The sequence below is a fragment of the Acidobacteriota bacterium genome (assembly GCA_016196065.1).
In the GTDB taxonomy this organism is placed as follows: Bacteria; Acidobacteriota; Terriglobia; order Terriglobales; family Acidobacteriaceae; genus Acidiflorens.
The window spans coordinates 423,229-442,090 of record JACPYL010000012.1 but is presented as its reverse complement, the minus strand read 5'-3'; the positions used below and the strand labels follow the sequence as shown (position 1 = coordinate 442,090).

The 18,862-nt window shown below is 58.6% G+C and carries 19 protein-coding genes; 3 read left to right on the top strand and 16 right to left on the bottom strand.

Annotation, left to right across the window (positions count from 1 at the left end; genetic code table 11):
• Positions 1-112: 112 nt before the first annotated feature.
• A complete protein-coding gene (locus HY010_14125) occupies positions 113-445 on the top strand; it encodes a cupin domain-containing protein (GenBank protein ID MBI3476866.1) in 333 nt (110 codons plus the stop codon).
• 9 nt (positions 446-454) lie between these two features.
• On the opposite strand, the gene HY010_14120 is transcribed toward HY010_14125, so the two are convergent.
• The 13 genes from HY010_14120 to cofG form a co-directional block, all read right to left on the bottom strand.
• Positions 455-1,054 carry a 2-oxoacid:acceptor oxidoreductase family protein gene (locus tag HY010_14120; protein MBI3476865.1) on the bottom strand — a complete coding sequence of 200 codons (600 nt, stop codon included), beginning with the start codon at positions 1,052-1,054 and terminating at the stop codon, positions 455-457.
• Positions 1,045-1,959 (bottom strand): 2-oxoacid:ferredoxin oxidoreductase subunit beta, encoded by a 915-nt coding sequence (locus HY010_14115; protein MBI3476864.1) that lies wholly within the window; start codon positions 1,957-1,959, stop codon positions 1,045-1,047. The genes HY010_14120 and HY010_14115 overlap by 10 nt, the downstream gene beginning before the upstream one ends.
• Positions 1,956-3,143, bottom strand: a complete 1,188-nt coding sequence (locus tag HY010_14110; protein MBI3476863.1) for a 2-oxoacid:acceptor oxidoreductase subunit alpha — start codon at positions 3,141-3,143, stop codon at positions 1,956-1,958. Before HY010_14110 ends, HY010_14115 begins: the two co-directional genes overlap by 4 nt.
• Complete coding sequence (locus HY010_14105) at positions 3,140-3,421, bottom strand: 4Fe-4S binding protein (GenBank protein ID MBI3476862.1); 282 nt, start codon at positions 3,419-3,421, stop codon at positions 3,140-3,142. The genes HY010_14110 and HY010_14105 overlap by 4 nt, the downstream gene beginning before the upstream one ends.
• A gap of 146 nt (positions 3,422-3,567) precedes the next feature.
• Positions 3,568-4,503 (bottom strand): ABC transporter substrate-binding protein, encoded by a 936-nt coding sequence (locus HY010_14100; protein ID MBI3476861.1) that lies wholly within the window; start codon positions 4,501-4,503, stop codon positions 3,568-3,570.
• Positions 4,504-4,512: 9 nt separating this feature from the next.
• A complete protein-coding gene (locus HY010_14095; GenBank protein ID MBI3476860.1) occupies positions 4,513-5,163 on the bottom strand; it encodes an ABC transporter permease in 651 nt (216 codons plus the stop codon).
• 4 nt (positions 5,164-5,167) lie between these two features.
• Positions 5,168-5,926: an ATP-binding cassette domain-containing protein gene (locus HY010_14090; protein ID MBI3476859.1), complete on the bottom strand. Its 759-nt coding sequence runs from the start codon at positions 5,924-5,926 to the stop codon at positions 5,168-5,170.
• 20 nt (positions 5,927-5,946) lie between these two features.
• Positions 5,947-6,591 (bottom strand): NADPH-dependent F420 reductase, encoded by a 645-nt coding sequence (gene npdG / locus HY010_14085; GenBank protein ID MBI3476858.1) that lies wholly within the window; start codon positions 6,589-6,591, stop codon positions 5,947-5,949.
• 41 nt (positions 6,592-6,632) lie between these two features.
• Positions 6,633-7,865, bottom strand: a complete 1,233-nt coding sequence (cofH, locus tag HY010_14080) for a 5-amino-6-(D-ribitylamino)uracil--L-tyrosine 4-hydroxyphenyl transferase CofH (protein MBI3476857.1) — start codon at positions 7,863-7,865, stop codon at positions 6,633-6,635.
• Positions 7,866-7,874: 9 nt separating this feature from the next.
• On the bottom strand, positions 7,875-8,657 hold the full coding sequence (gene cofE, locus HY010_14075; GenBank protein MBI3476856.1) for a coenzyme F420-0:L-glutamate ligase: 783 nt from the start codon (positions 8,655-8,657) through the stop codon (positions 7,875-7,877).
• Positions 8,635-9,294, bottom strand: coding sequence for a 2-phospho-L-lactate guanylyltransferase (gene cofC, locus HY010_14070; GenBank protein MBI3476855.1), 660 nt, complete (start codon positions 9,292-9,294; stop codon positions 8,635-8,637). Before cofC ends, cofE begins: the two co-directional genes overlap by 23 nt.
• A complete protein-coding gene (locus HY010_14065; protein ID MBI3476854.1) occupies positions 9,291-10,250 on the bottom strand; it encodes a 2-phospho-L-lactate transferase in 960 nt (319 codons plus the stop codon). Before HY010_14065 ends, cofC begins: the two co-directional genes overlap by 4 nt.
• Positions 10,247-11,464 (bottom strand): 7,8-didemethyl-8-hydroxy-5-deazariboflavin synthase CofG, encoded by a 1,218-nt coding sequence (gene cofG / locus HY010_14060; protein ID MBI3476853.1) that lies wholly within the window; start codon positions 11,462-11,464, stop codon positions 10,247-10,249. Before cofG ends, HY010_14065 begins: the two co-directional genes overlap by 4 nt.
• A 112-nt stretch (positions 11,465-11,576) precedes the next feature.
• Between cofG and HY010_14055 the strand changes: the two genes are divergently transcribed.
• Complete coding sequence (locus tag HY010_14055; protein MBI3476852.1) at positions 11,577-12,068, top strand: flavin reductase family protein; 492 nt, start codon at positions 11,577-11,579, stop codon at positions 12,066-12,068.
• 8 nt (positions 12,069-12,076) lie between these two features.
• Here the strand turns inward: HY010_14055 and HY010_14050 are convergent, their stop codons facing one another.
• The gene (locus HY010_14050; protein MBI3476851.1) at positions 12,077-12,985 is read right to left on the bottom strand and encodes a TIGR01777 family protein; all 909 of its coding nucleotides are present in this window, start codon (positions 12,983-12,985) and stop codon (positions 12,077-12,079) included.
• Between the two features lie 99 nt (positions 12,986-13,084).
• On the opposite strand from HY010_14050, the gene HY010_14045 reads away from it, so the two are divergent.
• A complete protein-coding gene (locus HY010_14045) occupies positions 13,085-15,295 on the top strand; it encodes a bifunctional (p)ppGpp synthetase/guanosine-3',5'-bis(diphosphate) 3'-pyrophosphohydrolase (protein MBI3476850.1) in 2,211 nt (736 codons plus the stop codon).
• A 47-nt stretch (positions 15,296-15,342) separates the two neighbouring features.
• Here HY010_14045 and HY010_14040 read toward each other — a convergent pair whose 3' ends face one another.
• Together HY010_14040 and HY010_14035 are read right to left on the bottom strand one after the other, a co-directional pair.
• Positions 15,343-17,409 (bottom strand): tetratricopeptide repeat protein, encoded by a 2,067-nt coding sequence (locus HY010_14040; GenBank protein MBI3476849.1) that lies wholly within the window; start codon positions 17,407-17,409, stop codon positions 15,343-15,345.
• A 152-nt stretch (positions 17,410-17,561) separates the two neighbouring features.
• The gene (locus tag HY010_14035; protein ID MBI3476848.1) at positions 17,562-18,860 is read right to left on the bottom strand and encodes a hypothetical protein; all 1,299 of its coding nucleotides are present in this window, start codon (positions 18,858-18,860) and stop codon (positions 17,562-17,564) included.
• Positions 18,861-18,862: the final 2 nt, after the last annotated feature.

The following is an 18,862-nucleotide window of genomic DNA, read 5'->3' as shown; positions in this document are numbered from 1 at the left end:
TCAAATGCTATCGCTGGATGCAGCGGGTGCAAAGCCGCATAACTCTCATTAGGATTCGCGGAGCCAAACCGGGCCTACGATCATCCAATCCAAGCTGGAGGCTGACCAAGCAATGTTTCACGTGCGCCAGGAGAACCTGCCCTTTGTTGGTAGTTCGCATGAGTTTGTCGGAGCTGTGCAGGGCAACACAAGTGTCTCGGTGTTCCTGTTCCATGGAGAACCGGGATCGGGCCCGGGGCCGCACCGTCATCCTTATGACGAGATCCAGTTCATCCGGGAAGGCCGGGGAGTGTGGACAGTAAACGGCAAGACCTTCGAGGGCGGCCCGGGAGACATCTTTGTCATCAAGGCCGGCGAGATCCACAGCTTCAAGGCGGTGGGTGACTCACCACTGGTCCAACTCGACATTCACCTCAGTCCCACGTTCATCCAAGAAAATCTTTAGAAAATTTCCCTACTGCGCTTCCTGCGACAGCACAACCTGATCGAGCTCAGCTGCTTCGGGGCCAGCGGCCAGCGCGGCTTTGCCGTAGTCGTAGCCTTTGTTGAAGGCTTTCAGGTTGAGGTCCCGGAAGCTTGCGGGGACGGAATCAGCGACGGCTTCTCGGACTGCTTCGGGGTCGATGGCGTCCGTGATTGCGGTGAAGAAGCCCACCATCACGATATTCAGCACCATGCGCTTGCCGAGTTCTTCCGCGAGGCGCGTAGCCGGAATGCTGTAAACACGAGTGTCCGCAGGCAGGTCGGTTACGCGCACCAGGTCGCGCTCGATCAATAAAGTGCCGCCGCTTTTCAAATCGTGGCCGAATTTCACGTAGGCTTCCTGCGACATGATCACGACTACGTCGGGCTGCGTGACATAGGGATAGAGCACGGGCTTGTCAGACAGCACGAGCTGCGCGCTGCATGCCCCGCCCCGCGCTTCCGGACCGAAGTTCTGCGTCATGGTGGCGTAGTCGCCCTGGTAGATCGACGCTGCTTTGCCCAGCACCTGGGCGGAGAGGATGACGCCCTGTCCGCCAAATCCTGCGATGCGAATCTCTGTTAGTGGCATGAGTCCTCCGAGCAGCCGCCGTCGCCGCATGCGTAACCTTGTTCTTCGTCGTAGTCGACGTAGCGATCGCCCAGGCTCTCGTGCATCTGCGCTTTCAGAAGCGTGCTGTAGTCGGGCCGATCGCGGTCCACAAATTTTCCGACAATGATTTCACCTTGCATGGTGAGTCCGACTTCGCTGGTCGGACAACCGTGCTTGGTCTTACTCTTCTCTTTGTAGTACTTCATCGTTTCCAGTCCATCACCCAGTTTGTTGCGGCGCTGATACAGGGTTGGACACGGCGAAATGACTTCAATGAAACTGAATCCCTTTTTGTTGAACGCTTCCGTGATCGAGCGCGCCAGTTGACGGACATGGTAGGTCGTCCAGCGGGCGACGTACACTGCGCCTGCGGCTTCGACCAGGTGCGGCAGGTTGAATGACGGTTCGAACGTTCCGTAGGGAGAAGTCGACGTAACGGCGTGCCCGGGAGTGGTGGGAGCCGTTTGGCCGCCAGTCATTGCATAAATCAGGTTGTTGACGCAGATCACTTTCAGATCGATATTGCGGCGGGCCGCGTGAATCAGGTGATTGCCGCCAATCGCCGAAAGATCGCCGTCACCGGAGTACACGACCACGTTCAGCTTAGGATTCGCCAGCTTCATGCCCGTCGCAAAGGGAATCGCGCGCCCGTGGGTGGTGTGGAAGGAGTCGAGTTTTACGTATCCGGCTACGCGCCCAGTGCAGCCGATGCCGGAGACTAGGGCCAACGATTTCAGATCGATCTTGGATTCGATCAACGCTTCCGCAAAACAATTTACCGTCGTCCCAATGCCGCATCCCGGACACCAGATGTGCGGCATGCGATCCGAACGCAGAAATGGTTCGACGGGGTTGGTCGGTTCGAGATTCACAAGGGTACTCATCGGACGGCCTCCTGTTTTGCGGCCTGCTGACTTGGAGCAAGTTGGATCGCGGCGAGAATCTCTTCGGGCTTATGCACACTGCCCCCGGCATGCGGGACGAGAATGGTTCGGGCTTTGCCCGCAGCCGCTCGCTCTACTTCGAGCGCCATCTGGCCGAGATTGAGTTCCGGAACCACGAATGCCTTCACGTGTTCCGCGAGGGTCCGAATTAACTTTTCCGGGAAGGGCCACACCGTCTTCAGCCGCAGTTTGCCGACTTTGACTCCACGCGCGCGCGCCATTTCGATGGCCCGTTGCGCGACTCGCGAAGTAATGCCGTAAGACACCACCACCACATCTGCATCTTCGGTGCGTTCTTCTTCGACCAGCGTGATGCGGTCGATGGCGTTGAGGATCTTGTTCTGCAGGCGGTTGACCAGCGTGTGCTGCGTCTGCGGCGTCATGTTGGGATAGCCGCGATCATCGTGTGTCAGGCCAGTCACGTGAAACTTGTAGCCCTCTCCAGCATGCGCCATTTCCGGGACGAGGTCGCCGTTGGTCGCGTAGGGCAAATATTCTTCGACTGACTTGTTGGTGTGTTTGCGTGGAACGATTTCAATCTGGTCGGCGGGTGGGATCACAACTTTTTCCGTCATGTGTCCGACGACTTCATCCATCATGAACATCACGGGGATGCGGAATTCCTCGGAAAAATTGAAGGCCTTTACCGTGAGATCAAAACATTCCTGCGGCGAATTCGGACATAACGCGATCACGCCGTAATCGCCATGCGATCCCCAGCGCGCCTGCATCATGTCGGCTTGCGCGGGGAGTGTGGGTAGCCCGGTAGAGGGGCCGCCGCGCTGCACGTCGACGAAGACACACGGCGTTTCGGTCATGGCCGCGTAGCCGATGTGTTCCATCATGAGGGAAAAGCCCGGGCCGGAAGTCACGGTGAACGCTTTCGCTCCGCCCCAGACGCCGCCCTGCAGCGCGATCGAGGCCGCGAGTTCATCTTCCATCTGGATGAAGCTGCCCCCGACGGTGGGAACACGCTGCGCAAATCGCTCCACAATCTCGGTGGAAGGTGTTATGGGATAGCCGGCAGAAAACCTTGCCCCGGCCGCGAGTGCGCCTTCGCAGCAGGCGTGGTCGCCGTCAAGAAAATGTGTGCCAGTGAGAACTCCGCGCGGATCGGCGGTCATTTTTCACCTTCTTTCGCGGTTGCCGTTGAGGGGGCCGCAGGTTTTGCGTCTGCGCTCTTCGGCACCTGATTCTTGTAGCCGTAGATGGCGAAATCGGGACAGTACATGCCGCACAGATCGCATCCGCTGCACTTCTCCGGATCGACCGCATGCGGCGGATGATAGCCCTTGGAATTGAAAGCCGAGGAAAGTGCCAGCACATGCGTGGGACAGAACTCCACGCAGAACCCGCACGCCTTACAACGCTCGACGACGATGGATACGCGACCTTTAGCCACGAATACCCCCACGGACAGGAGCGTTGGGCGCTCCTTAAGCTGCAAGAGTCATTGTGAGGTCTGGGTGTCTCGTCGCGGTGTGACGCGGGTCACGGAGCGTCGTGAGGTGAGGCACAAGGATTATCAAGGGCAAACGCTAACTGCCGCTAATTGATGAGTTTACGTTCCCGAAGAAAATCCCGAACCACGCTAGCCGCATCCTTGTGCTCACCATCCACCGCGTAATTCAGGTGCCGCAGATCGTCATCGGAGATCGCGCCTGCCAGCGCGTTCAGGGCAACTCCGACCTCCGGATGAGCCTTAAGCGTTTCCTGGCGGATGATGGCGACCCCTTCGTAGGGCGGGAAATAGTGGCGGTCGTCTTCGAGCACAAACAGGTCGAGTGTGGGAATCAGTCCATCGGTGTTGTTGCCGGCGATCAGGTCGACTTGATGATCCTTGAGCGCGCGAGTGATCAGGCCGAGATCCATGATGCGCGGCGCTTCGGCAAATGTCAGTCCGTAGGTCGCGACCAGGCCTTTATACCCGTCTGGCCGCTCCATGAATTCGTAGCCAAATCCTGCGCGCCATTTCGGCGTAAATGCGGCGGCCTGGGACAGCGTGCGCAGGTTCAACCGGCGTGCGTCTTCCCCGCGAATCATCATGGCAAAAGTGTCGTCAAAACCCAGCGATGGGCTGAGCGTGAGGCCAAATTTGCTTTCATAGCCCTGCTGCACGCGGCGATAAACTTCTTTCTTGTCGCTGCCAGGCGGTTCTTTCAGAACCGTCGTCAAGGCGGTCCCGGTGTATTCGGGGTAGAGATCAATGCGTCCCGCCAGAATCGCCTGCTGGCAAATGAAAGTACCCGCGAGATAAAAACTGCGTTCGACGCTAAGAGATGTATGCGCCTCGATCATCTGCGCAAACATTTCGCCGAGGACAAGTTGCTCGGTGAAATTCTTGCTGCCGACAACGACGCGATCGGCCCGGCGGGCGCAGCTTGGGAAGACGAGCAGCACAAGCGCGACCGTGAGGCTGGCAACTGCCCTTCTTATGATCCGGGATTCGCCAAGTTGGTCCAACAATGGTGTCTCCGTCTTCAGTGAGGCGCGCTACGTTAACGACTTCTGTTGCACGGTGCCGAGGCGGCGCTCGAGCGCGCCCAGGCCAACATCCGCCGACAGCGCCAGCAACGCCGCGGGAATGGCTCCTGCGAGGATTACCTGATTGTTCACCATCGATAGTCCGCGAAATATAAATTGCCCAAGCCCACCTCCGCCGATGGCTGCGGCAATGGTGGCGAGTCCGACTAGTAACACCGTCGCGATTCGGATACCCGCAACGATCACACTCGATGCCAAGGGCAATTCAACTTGCAGCAATAGTTGCCGGTCGGTCAGGCCCATGGCCCGTCCCGCTTCGACAACGGCGGGATCAACACCGCGAATTCCGACATAAGTATTTCGAATCAACGGTAGCAACGCGTACAGAGTGAGGGCCAGAATCGCGAGGCGGCCACCACGTTCTCCGATCCAGGGAACGGGCAGCAGGAATCCGAAAAGCGCCAGGCTAGGGATGGTCTGAATAATATTAGCCCCGCCCAGAACAGCTTTGCTGAGTTGCGGCACGCGGGTGATCAGAATGCCGAGTGGAATCCCGATCAGCACGGCAAACAGCATCGAGAATGCGACCAGCGTGATGTGCTCGAGCGTCAGATCGATCATCTGCTGACGATTGGTAATCAAGAAATGCCAGAAGTTCATGCTGTCACCTCGATTCGGTTCCCGAAAAAGCTTCCATGTAGGCTCGGACCAGCGGTTCGCTGGAGTGACTAAACTCAGCAACCGGAAGATTCACCATCAAGCGAGCGTTTTCCATCAGCGCAATGTGATCGCCGAGCAGAACAGCCTCGCGCAGGTCATGCGTGACGAAGATGACGGCTTTCCTCATGCGCTGCTGCAAGGCGCGAAACTCTTTTTGGATCTCGGACCGCGTGATTGGATCGAGCGCACCAAACGGTTCGTCGAGCAGCAGAATCGGAGGGTCGGCCGCCAAAGCCCGTGCTACGCCTACCCTTTGACGCTGCCCTCCAGAAAGCTGGTGTGGATAACGGTCGAGCAGGTCGGGAGTCAACCCTACGAGCGCGAGCAATTCCTGCACGCGGGCCCGCGTGCGTTCCTCCGACCAGTTTTCAATGCGGGGCACCAGAGCAATATTTTTGGCGACCGTGAAGTGCGGAAAGAGTCCGCCATCCTGGATCACGTAGCCGATGCCTCGACGCAGGCGAATGGGATCCCATGCGGTAGTGGGCTGTCCGCTGACGCGGACTTCGCCTGCACTCGGATCGAGCAGGCGATTGACGAGTTTGAGAGAAGTGGTTTTACCCGATCCGCTGCGGCCAAGCAGGACCAGCGTCTCGCCGGGATGGACCGCGAGCGATACGTCGTCGACGAGAGCGCGCTCGTTGATCCGGAAAGTAACGTGATCGAATTCGATAGCAGGTCCGTCGCTGGCGGGAACGGTCATTGGTAATTGTGGGACGGAGACTATTCGGTTTTGTATGCCGCATCCGGCAAGCCCGTGATGCGCAGGCCGCCATGTCCCTTATGTCGGATATTGAGGCCGATGAGCAGCGCTGTGATCTGTTCGACAATGCGAGCGTTCTCGAGTTTGCCGCCATCGATAGCACGGATCCGCGGAATCTTCACGGCCAGATCCATCGCAACTTGCGTGGCGGCGGGATCGTCGCTGCACACAATCACGTCGCAATCGACATCCTCGTCGCCGTTCAATACGTCGGCGGATACATTATGAAACGCCGCCACTACCGAGACGCCCTTGGGCACGAGTTCAGCCGTCTGCTGTGCGGCGGAACCCTGCCATACGCCGAGCATTCGAGTGGCGCGCCCACCAATACTTGCGGCGAGGGGGACGGTCGCGTCGATCAGGATACTGCCGGCACGAATCGACGACTTCAGTTGCTTCAACAATTCCGCCTGACCTTCGAAGGGGACGGTGAGCACAAGCAGGTTGCTGGCCGCGCACGCTGCGGAATTCTCTAATCCTGAAACCTGGGCCTGCGGACCAACTCGTTGTGCAATCTTTTCGGCAGCCTGCTGCGCGCGCGCCGCATCGCGCGAGCCGAGGATTACTTTCTCTCCGGCGCGAACCCAACGCAGGCCAAGGCCCATGCCTGCGGGACCGGTGCCTCCGATAATGGCAATGGTGCGACTCACGCGAACTCCGGAACCAGCGGCCACTCTGCGCTTACGCTCTCGATCGGTAATTTGATTTTCATCTTCGAGTAGGTGGTGTTGCGCTCAGCCGGGATTCGCCCCATCTCCAGAATCATCGACTGAAAATCTTCGGGGCTGGTGTACTGTCCCGCAGTCGCGCCTGCTTCGCGGGAGATGTTCTCTTCCATCAGCGTGCCGCCGTAATCATTCGCTCCGGCATGCAGGCAGAGCTGGGACAGGTTGCGATTCAGTTTCACCCAGGAAACCTGGATGTTGTGAATCGAACCCGCGAGCAGGATACGAGCCAGCGCGTGAATCTTGAGATGTTCCGCCAGCGTCGGGCCTGACCGTGCCAGGCCTTGCTGAAACAGGAGCGTGTTCTGGTGCACGAATCCGAGCGGAACAAATTCCGTGAAGCCGCCGGTTTCGCTTTGCATTTCCCGGAGCAGCATGAGTTGCCGCACCCAGTGATCGGGCGTTTCCATGTGTCCGTACATCAGTGTTGAAGTGCTCGGAATGCCGCATTGGTGCGCCGTGCGGATCACTTCCTGCCATTGCGCAGTGGAGAGTTTGTTGCGGGACAACACATGGCGGATCTGATCGTCGAGAATCTCGGCTGCGGTGCCCGGCAATGTGTCGAGGCCATTGTCACGCAGCATAGTCAGATACTCGCGCAGCGGCATGCCGGTGAGTTCCACGCCGTAGACCATCTCCATCGGAGAAAAAGCGTGAATATGCATGCCCGGCGTGGCGGTCTTGATGGCGCGCAAAATGTCGCGATAGTAAAAGGGCGGAAGCCCATGCGGTAATCCGCCCTGGATGCATACTTCGGTGGCGCCAAGATCCCACGCTTCTTTTGCTTTGCGCGCCATGTCTTCGAGGGAATGGAAATACGAATCAGCTTCGCGAGGACCGCGGCTGAACGCGCAAAACTTGCACCCGACAAAACAGATATTCGTAAAATTAATATTGCGATTCACGACATAGCTGACGATGTTGCCCACCAGTTCGCGGCGCAGATCATTCGCCGCAACCAGCAGTGCCAGCAGGTCGTTGCCATCGGCGCGTGCCAGGCGATAGCGTTCGTCATCGCTTAGGCATGCTCCGTCCTGCTGTTCGAGCACGCGCTGGAGTGGTTGGCGAATTTCGGCCGACGCACGCGGAGCGATTTCTTCCCATGTGAGTGACGGGAATTGTTCAAGCTGCATCTCCATCGAATGCCCAGTCACCATGGTCTCCTAGCGAAACAAATCGTATGCTGCGGGACGAACCAGCTGTCGGGCTTTCCCTTCGCCCGGGCGATACGGGAATCCACGAATAATACATGCCGGCGTGCTCTCGAGTTTGCCGCAGACCAGTCCGGCAGCACATGCCAGTTCATCGGCAACCGCGTCGATGCTGGCGTGCAGTTTGTAACCGTGCGAATCGCGACGTCCGCGATAGTCCACCAGTGGACGCATTCCGGCGATTCCGATCGCAACTTCCGTCAGGCCCTCGCGCCAGGGACGCCCGAAACTATCGCTGACGATGACTGCGATCTCGACTCCCGCAAGGCGTTTTACTTCTTTGCGTAACCGTGCCGCGGAGCGGTCAGGGTCCTTGGGAAGCAATGCCGCCTTGCCGCCGCCATCCACGTTCGAAACATCGACCCCGCTGTTCGCGCACACAAAGCCGTGGCGAGTTTCCGTGATCAACACGCCGCGTTTGCGCCGCACCACACGCCGGCTTTCACGCAGCGCCAATTCCGTGACTCGCGCGTCGAGCCCGTAACGGCGCGCCCACGCCCGCGAGGCAATTGAAGGACGAATTTGCTCCAGCGCTACCAGTGCGCCTTCCGCCTTCGAAACAATCTTGTGCTTCACCACCAGAATGTCGCGGTCCTGAAATTGGATTCGGACTTTCTTCGCCGCCGCCAGAAGTTTGTCGCTCAGAGAATCTCCGGGACAGATCTCTCCGGCAAACGGTAGCGCAAGAATGCGGATTTCGCCTGCGTTACGGCTAGCCACGGCAAACCTGCGCATCCAGATTCCAGCTTGGATTCCAACTTCGCACCAGGCGCTGCGAGCGGCGATCTCCCGGGGCTGCGGCCAGCGCCTCCAAATCTTCCGGACGATCTACATCAAGCGCAATGCCCGGCAATTCGAGTACGACACACGGCAAGCCGGTTGCCCGGGCAGCCGCAAGGTGTGGGAGAAAACTGTCGTTGCCGAAGCGTAGCGGAAAGAGGTCAGCCGGGGAGCGCAGCGCGGCATTCGTGCCGCGTCCCGCTGCATCAGGGACCAGCACGACTCCGGTCGGAGGAGCAGCCCCTACGATGCGATTCAGTTCATGAGTCTCAATCAAGGGAATGTCCGCAGGGATGACCAGGGTGTGGTTCACGCCTCGTTCGCGGCAGAGTGCCGTCGCCATTTCGATTGCGCCAGTCTCCCCGGGATTGACGGGATCGGCAGCGATCTCGAATCCTAAGTGCGTCGCCAAATCCGCCGCAAATGGATCGCTGGTCACGACTGTGACGCCTGGACGTTGCTGCCAGCGCGCTAACGTCTCCAGAACATCGGCACACATGGCCTGCGCCAATTCCTGCCGTGCGTCGGGTGCGAGCACGGATGACAGCCGCTGTTTGGCCTGCGAGAGATTCTTCACCGGGACGAGAATCATGCGCCCTCCGTCGCCGCCTGCGTGGTGGAGGGCTGCAAGGCCAATCTCAAAACATCTTGCGCAAGCGCAAGCCGGTTCTCTGCGGTACGCATGATGGTCCGCGTGCAGTGGACGCGCGTGCCAGACTTTTCGAGTTCGTCCGCGAGCGGCTGGTCCAGTACGTCCGCGACCAGCACGTCGAGAAAATCATGGTAGTACTCGGCAATGCCCGCGATGGAAACGGGGAGTCCTTGCGATTGCATGAGAATTCCCGCCGGTCCGGAAACGGCGGCGCCGCCAACAATCGGGCTCACGGCAACAATGCGAGCACGACTTTCGCGAAGCGCTTCGCGTATTCCAGGCACCGCGAGAATCGGCGCAATGCTCGACACCGGATTGCTCGGAGCGAGGATCACGGTTTCCGAGGAACGGATGGCATCGATCACTCCGGGAGCAGGCTCGGCATCGGACGCGCCCGCGTAGCGCACCGATTCCACTGGATCCTGATACCAGCGTTGGACAAAATATTCTTCGAAGCTTATCTCGCCGATGGGAGTGCCGACCCGTGTTTCAACTCGTGAATTCGTCATCGGCAGGATGGCAGTCTTGATCCCGAGCCGTCCGGCAATTTCGGCAGTGACCTCGCTCAGCGTCTTGCCGTCGGAGAGTAGTTTGGAACGCAGGATGTGCGTTGCGATGTCACGATCGCCGGCATGAAACCAGGTCGGCTGGCCCATCTGACCCATCGCCTGAAGGCAATAGAAGGTGTCGCCCTTAACTCCCCAACCGCGCTCCTGGCTGAGTCTGCCGGCGAGCATGTACATGATCGAGTCAACGTCCGGCGAAATGTAGAGTCCCCACCAGAGCAGGTCATCGCCAGTGTTAACGATGATCGTCAATTCTTCGGGCGCAACGATCTGGCGCAATCCATCGACAAACTTCGCGCCGCCAGTGCCGCCGGTGAGTACGGTGATCACGCCGCCCTCCGTGCATAGCCTTCGTGATCGCGAGCGAGGTCGAGACGCTGCGCGAGTTGTTGGCTGTGGGCTGCCGACTGCACCATGAATTCAGGATAAACCGGCAGGCGCTGCTTTAGCGCAAATCCCTTCGCCTCGGTCTGCTTGCGCAAGTCTTCCAGATGCGGCCACGGCTTTTCGGGGTTAATGAAATCCGGCGTCAGAGGGGAAACTCCGCCCCAGTCGTTGATGCCGGCATCGAGCAGATCGGCGTAGTGCGGATCGGATAGATTGGGCGGTGCCTGGAGATTCATCTCTGGCATCAGCAGGCGCGCTACCGCGAGCGTTCGCAACATATCAGCATGATCTGGTTCCCGCCAGTTAGCCATGAGCGTTGCCGGCTTCGCCCGGAAATTCTGGATGATCACTTCCTGTATGTGTCCGTATTTTTCATGCAGCTCGCGGATGGCAAGCAAAGTATCCAAGCGTTCTTCCATCATTTCGCCGATTCCAATGAGGATGCCGGTCGTGAATGGAATTTTCTGCCGCCCCGCATCCTCCATCACACGCAAGCGCTTTGCCGGATCTTTGTCCGGAGCGTTGTCGTGGGCTGCGCCCGGCGACAGCAGGCGCGTGCTGGTCGTTTCCAGCATCAGTCCCATGCTTGGGGAAACTCGCGCGAGGCGTTGCAGCCACTCCGCGCTCATCAGTCCGGGGTTGGGATGCGGAAGCAAACTCGATTCCCGCAATACGAGGTCGCACATGGCTTCCAGATATTGCAGAGTCGATTTGTAGCCAAGATGGTGGAGAGTCTCGCGCATCTCCGGAAAGAGCAACTCGGGCTTGTCGCCCAGGCTAAAGAGAGCTTCCGTGCAACCGAGGCGTTCGCCGGCGCGAACAACCTCCATGACTTCGTCGGGTGTCATGGTATGCGCGCCGGGCTGGCCGGGATCGCGCCGGAACGTGCAGTAACCGCAGTAGTCGCGGCAGAGATTCGTGAGCGGAATAAAGACTTTGCGCGAATAGGTTACGATGCCGGGCTTGAAGCGGTGGCGTGCGCGTTGCGCAGCTTGCAGCAGGGCAGGAAGCTCATCCTCGCCGGCGCGGAGAAGCTGGCACGCGGTTGCACGCGGGATCGCGATCCCATCCTGTTGCAATCCATCCATCACCGCGGAGCGCTCGTGGATTTGCGTGGCCATGGTCTCGGAGCCTGGCATCCATCGCAAGGCTGGCATTTCGGAACGATCATAGCCGAGACGAGGCAACTATTGAAATCCAGACAGCGCCGCGCCTCCTTCGCCGGTCGGAGTTTGCGTTAGACTTACGCAACGTGGCAGGCTCTGCTTCATGACGCTAAACCCTATCGATTTTCGCAAGGCCATGGGATGTTTCGCCACTGGCGTTACTGTCATCACGGTCGATGAAGACGGTGAAATTCACGGGATGACGGCGAACGCGTTCTGCTCCGTGTCGCTGGACCCGGTGCTGGTGCTGGTGTGCGTCGATCAGCGGGCTCGCACGCACACTCGCCTCGAGGCCCGGAAGCGTTTCGGGATCAATATCTTGCGCAGCGATCAACAGGCGGTTTCGGAATACTACGCGCGCTCCGAAGAAGACCATCAGCACGCGGAGAAGGTCGGGGCAGTCTTTGAAAAGACAAGCCACGGCACACCCATCCTTTCTGGTGCGTTGGCATATCTGGAATGCCGGCTTCATTCCGCGCGTCCGGCAGGCGACCATACGATTTTTATCGCTGAAGTTGAGCAGGTTGTGGTTCGCGAGGGAGAGCCGCTCCTGTATTTTCGCGGGCAATATCGGAACCAGGAAACCCGGCTGTAGAGACGCGGCTAGCCTAGAAGTTCTTCGAGCGCCGTTCGCAGGTCGGGGAAGCGGAATGCGTACCCGCTCTCTTGAAGCCTTGCGGGCATCGCGCGCGCGCTGCTGAGAAATAATTCTGTCGCAGCCATTTTTCCGAAAGCCAGGCTAAGGGCCAGGGGCGGCACAGGAAAGAATGCGGGACGATGAAGGATCGAAGCGAGCACTTCGGTGAACTCCACGTTGCGCGCCGGGTTCGGCGCCACCATGTTAAACGGGCCGGAGAGCGACTGGGACTGGAGCGCGTGGTGCACAGCTCCCACGATGTCATCGATGTGCACCCAACTCCACCACTGTTGCCCGGAACCGATTCTTCCGCCCACCCCAAGCTTGAAGGGCATCACCATTTTGCCGAGCGCGCCGCCTTTCGGACTCAACACCAGTCCGAACCGGATATTCACCGTGCGAATTCCGGCATCTGCGGCGATCCGGCTCGCCGCTTCCCACTCCCGACACACTTCGGGCAGGAACCCCTGGCCTGAAGCACTCGCCTCGGTCAACACTTCGTCGCCGCGATTTCCAAAAAAACCGATGGCCGACGCGCAGAGGAATACTCTGGGCCGCGATGGAGTGTGTGCGAGGGCAGTCGCAAGGTGCGTAGTTCCTTGTACTCGACTCTCGCGGATCGCTTTCTTTTTCGGTTCCGTCCACCGTCCCATAACACTTTCGCCGGAAAGGTTAATGACCGCCTCAAAGCCGGACACGACTGCTGGATCGAGTGGCTGAAGTGGATCCCAGGAAATCTGATCGGGTCCACGCGCAGGCCCGCGCACCAGGCGAACGATGCGTGCACCCTGGGAGTTCAGGTACGTTAACAGCGCTGCCCCGATCGGCCCCGAAACTCCACTCACCAGAACGCGGTCCAAATCGATGTCTCCCATTCGTACTCTAGCAGGCTGGGAACGCAACCGTATGTTGGGGAAACTCTGGATCTCGCGACCTGAGCGGCAAGCCTCGGCCCGGCTAAGGTAGAATCCTTCATGGCGACGTTGCGTCAGCAAATCGCGACCAACGTGCTCACGGTAACCCGGTTCCGCGAGCTCATGAAAAAGCTCCGCGAGAACCGTCCCAACGACGATCTCGAACTCGTCAAAAAAGCCTACGACTTCTCCCAAAAGCACCACGCAGGGCAGACCCGCGCTTCCGGGGAGCCCTATCTTGTCCACCCACTGGAAGTAGCGAACGTCCTCGCGGACATGAAGATGGACCCGGTCGCCATTGCGGCCGGGCTACTCCATGATTCCGTGGAAGACACTTCCGTGACGACGGCCGAAATCCAACAAGAATTCGGTGAGCAGGTCGCGCACATCGTCGAGGGCGTCACCAAAATCAGCAAGATTGATTTTTCCTCCAGCGTGGAAGCGCAAGCCGAGAACCTGCGCAAAATGATGCTGGCGATGGTGGATGACATTCGCGTCATCCTCATCAAGCTCGCCGACCGTCTGCACAACATGCGCACACTCGAGCATCTTGCGCCCGAACGACAGCAGAAAATCGCGCGCGAGACACTCGACATCTATGCCCCGATCGCGCATCGGCTCGGCATGGGCAAGATTCGCGGCGAACTCGAAGACCTCGGCTTCCGATATGTCGATCCGATTGGATACGAACAGGTGCAGGCCGCCGTGGAATCGCGCCGCAAGAAGGGTGAAGCCTTCATGGCGCGCGTGGAAGGCGTGTTGCGCGACGGACTGAAAGAGGCCGGCATCACCGCCCGCGTCGAAAGCCGCGTCAAGCGCCTGTTCAGTATCCACAAGAAACTGTTGCGCCAGCGCATCAGCGTCGACCAGGTTTATGACCTGTTTGCCATGCGCGTGATCACGAATTCGGTGCAGGATTGCTACGCTGTTCTCGGCATCATTCATAACCTTTGGCGGCCGGTACCCGGACGTATTAAAGATTTCATTGCCATGCCGCGACCGAATCTCTATCAGTCGCTGCATACATCAGTGATTACCGAAACCGGCGACACGTTTGAGATCCAGATTCGCACAGAAGAGATGCACAAGATGTGCGAAGAAGGCATCGCCGCTCACTGGAAATACAAGGACGGTCCCGTGTCCGCGCAGGACGAGCAACGCCTCGCGTGGTTGCGCCAGGTGGTGGAGTGGCAGCGCGACGTTTCTGATCCCAACGAGTTTCTGTCGACCCTAAAGATCGATCTGTATCCGGAAGAGGTTTACACCTTTACGCCCAAGGGCAAAGTGATCGTGTTGCCACGGGAATCAACCCCGATCGACTTTGCGTACACGATTCACACCGAAGTCGGTCACAGTTGCACGGGCGCGAAGGTCAACGGACGGATGGTTCCGCTGCGTCACAAGTTGCGCTCCGGCGATATCGTCGAGATCCTCACGCAGCCCGGGCACAAGCCGAGCCGGGACTGGCTGGCCATCGTCAAGTCATCGCGCTCGCGCAACAAGATCAAGCACTGGCTGAACCTGCACCAGCAGGAGCGCGCGATTGAAATCGGCAAGAAGCTGATCGAAAAAGAAGCGCGCAAATATCGCATGTCGCTGAAGCAGCTCAAGGACGCAGACTTACTGCGAGCAGCGGGCGAGTATGGACTAGGGCGCGCCGACGATCTGCTGGCGGCCATCGGGTATGGCAAGTATTCCGCACGGCAAGTGCTGGCGAAGCTCGCCCCCGAAGCCGCTCACCTCGCTCCCGAGGGCGAAGAACCGTCGGCAAGCGGGTTCACGAGCGTTGTCCGCCGCGTGTTTGGCGGAGACAACAACGCCATCATCGTGAAGGGATATGGCGACCTGTTGGTCTATCGCGCCAAGTGCTGCAATCCGATTCGCGGGGAGGCCATTGTCGGCTACGTAACGCGCGGCAAGGGCGTCGCGGTCCACTCCAGCAACTGCCCGAACGTGACCAACTTGATGTACGAGCCGGACCGGAAGATCGATGTGCAGTGGGCCAGCAGCGACAAGGAAGGCCAGCCGATCTCTTATCCGGTCAAACTGACTCTGTTCTGCGACGACCGGTTCGGCATGTTGAAACAGATCACGTCCGTGATCAGCGACCAGAATACGAATATCCGCAATATTGAAGCCCGCACCAGCAACGGGCAGGCGAGTATCGACGTGGTCCTGGAAATTGCCGACCTCAAGCACCTGCAAACGATTATTAACGGAGTACGCCAGATCCCCGGCGTGCATGACGTGCAGAGACTGCAGAAGATTTGAGGCTCAGCCTCCGATTCAGAAACTGAGCCCCCGATTGCGGACCGACTTTACTGCTTTTCTTCCCTCGCTAGTTTGACCTTGGCGGAATCAAGTTTCTTCTGAACACGCGCGATGTCAGTCTGATCGACTTCAGCGGCGATGGTGCGATTCCATTCGACCAGCGCCCGTTCCCAGTTCTGGGCAGCTTGTTTCAAGCGGCCAGTTTTCTGGTAAAGATCGCCGAGGTGGTCGTGGACAGTTGGATCCGTGTTGATTTTCTGTGCGGCTTTGACCAGGCTTTCTTCAGCCATCTCAAATTTTCCTAGACGGAAATACGCCCATCCAATCGAATCGAGATACGCGCCGTTCGTAGGATCGATGTCCAGGGCGCGCTTGATGTAGCTGAACGCTTCGTCGAGCTTCATGTTCTGATCGGCGAGCATGTATCCGAGATAGTTCAAGGCCATGGCGTGCTGCGGATCGCTGGCAATCACTTTCTTGAACTGCACTTCGGCTTCGGCATACCGTTTCTGGCGTTCGTAGGTTGAGCCGCGCAGAAACCAGACGTATTCCTTGTCGTCCTGCTTGGTAGCCAGTTGTTCGGCTTTGTCGAGCGCCTGCTCCGCTTCGGGATAACGCTTGAGGCGCGTATTCATCTGCGCCAGCGTGATGTAGACGATGCGATCGTCGGCCGAACCTTTGAGCAGCGACTGCACACTCTTGAGCGCCGGATCCGGATTCCCCATATCTGCCTCCTGGGCCGCCAATACCATCTTCATGTCGCGGCTGTTGGGCAATTTCTGTGAGGCTTCCTTAGCGGCGTCCGTGGCTTTCTGCCATTCTTTCGCTTCGCGCCAGGTGTCGATGATCTGCTGGTAGCCGCGTTCCGCGTTGTCTTCGCCGCCGAGCGCGATCATCTGCTTAAAGACATCGATCGCTGCCTGATTGTTGCCCTGATCGCGGTAGACGGTCCCTAGCCGTTCCAGGAAAACGGTGCGGTTTCCCTTCTCAGCCTGCGTGTAGGTGCTCGGATCGGCCTTCTCGGATTTCTTGAGCAGGTCTTTCATGACCTGCGCGGCTTCGTCGAAGCGTCCCTGCGCCTGGTAGATGGCGGAAATGTTGTAGGGAACTTCGATGGAGTCCTGCACCATCGTTTCGGCCTTCTTCAAATTCTCAAGCGCGGTGTCGTATTTGCCCTGCTTGCGATAGATCTCGGCAATGCGGACATAAGTCTGCGCATCTTCGGGATTCGCGTCGGCAATTACTTTGTATTGTTCCAGAGCAGCGTCGGTCTGTCCGTCGTTGAGCAGGTTCTGAGCAAGGCCGCGAATGGCATCGAGATTGTCGCGGTCGAGTTCGATGGCGTGCTTGTAGGCGTCAATCGCATTCTTATATTGCTTCTGCTGTTCGTAGGTAAAGCCGAGCGCGGAGTAGAGCTTCGCGGACTTTGCGGCATCGGGAACGGCCGCAAGCACTTGCGTGGCGCGCGTCGTGTCTCCCAGTTCGTTGTAGAGGTAGGCCAGCGTCGTGACTGCTTCTTCAGACCCGGGCTGCAGCCGGATCGCAGTCTTGAACTCGCCTTCCGCCTTCTGCAGATCGTTGTTCAAACGGTACAGGCGGCCGAGAAGCAGGTGATCGTCCATGCTGTCGGGCTGCAGCTTGATGATTTGCTCGTATTGTTCGATCGCCAACTTTAGAACGCTCTGCGATCCGTTGCCGGACTGCATATCGCCCAGCGAACGCAGGTAGATACGACCCAGCAGACGGCGGGCTTCGAGGTTGTTCGGATCACGCTTGAGAATGTCTTGTGCTTCGACGACCGCATCGCGAATCCGGCCAGTGCGGGCGTAAAGCTCCGCAAGTCCGGAAGTTAGGTATTCCGACGTGGGATCGGCGTCGATGGCGAGTCGGTATTCTTCGATCGCCTTATTGGCCAGTTCGCTCCGGCCATAGGACGCGACTTGCTCCTCGTACATGTGAGCGAGGGCGAAGTGATAGTAGGCGGCGGCACGATCCGGCGCCTTGCGCGTGGCGGGGGTAGGAGCAGGTTCCGCGGCCTTCGCCGGTTTGTCCTGCGCCAGAACGATTGGGCCGCCAAAGGCGACCAGAGTGCAAAGCCAAAGCAGTTTTTTCATCAGGAATCCTAAAAGTGCAGCCTTGTACCAGTTAGATGCCGAAACGAGCGCCCTGATCCTAATCTGAACATTGTACCGCCTCAAATTAACGGACGGGAGAAAGTCCGGCGTCGCCTAAGAGACAGAAGTACAGGGACGTAAGGCATGGTGCATCACCGGTCTGAAGGTGCTGGACCGCCGTAAAACTCGTTTTTTTCCATCTCTGAAACGATCTGGGATAGCGCCCTGCGGAATTGTGCGGGATGAACCAGGGGAAAACGCTCCGGATGAAGCGGTTTCAGCACCCTCGCAATCTCATCGAAACGAACTCCGACCACCGGCTCCATTTCCAGGTAGTAGCAGCGGACATCCGGCAAACTATGGGCATCGATGGCAGCCATTTGGGTTTGCTGGGGAAACAGAAAGGCATCACTCACAACAATCAGAACGTGTTTTGATTCCTGGCCGTCCTCTCCACAAGAGCTGGGCTTGGCAATCACTTCCTGCAGAAACTTGGAGAAAAGGGATGGAGCAACCTTCTGACTCGCCAGGGCATGAGCGTCGATCTTGTTCGGCTCAGTGGCCTGCAAAGTAGTGATTACGTTGTCCCAGTCAACGCTGGGACCAACCTCGCCCACAGCGAATGTCTTCTGCCGGAGGATGTCGATCGCGCTGAACCGAACGCATCCCGATTTGAAATCGAGCTGCGAAAGAACGTTGCTGACCTGGAGAAGGAAGATTGCGTTGCGATGGTAGTACATGCGCTCAGGCGTAAGCGCGCTTGGAGACAGGTTGACAACGACGTCCACCTGGATCGGGCGACGGTTGCCTACTGGTAGGCGAAGTTTCCCTTCGCCAAATCCGCCGGGATGGGCGAGCGTGGTCAGGTTCGCATCTCCGCCGGAGGGAGGTTGAATGGAAGCGGGATAGTCGATTTGCGGCAGGTCCGCGTCCAAGTCCGGGAGAGGATCATCTTTCTCGCGGGTTATCACTAGTTCACCCTTCCAGAGATTGCCCCGACGGTGCAGGCTGTCATACGCCATCACACCGACTTTGTATCGACCTGGGCGGAGGTAAACACTGGCGTAAGACGCAACCCGGTCTCGCGGCGATAGGCCCGGCGGAGGCACGAAGCGGGAGTAGCACTGTCCGGGGAACCAGCGACCATCTTCTGTGCCGAACTTGGTAATGATGTGCAGGTCCGGGAGCGAGACTCCCGCGCGTAACAACCTGCTGATCGGAAAAGTGGTGCGAATCTGAGCTAGATGCCGCTGTTGGAAGGTCAACAAACCTGTTTCGACGTGCACCTGCCAGGGAAAGTCCTGCCGTGCTGACCCCTGCAACCAAGCGTCGACGGGAACGTACGCCGGTGGGGGCTGCGACAGGACACAATTTGCGGCACCAAGGACCACGGCGAGCGCGCTTACCCGGAATCCACGAAAAATGACCGCCACGTTCACGACGATCCGCATTT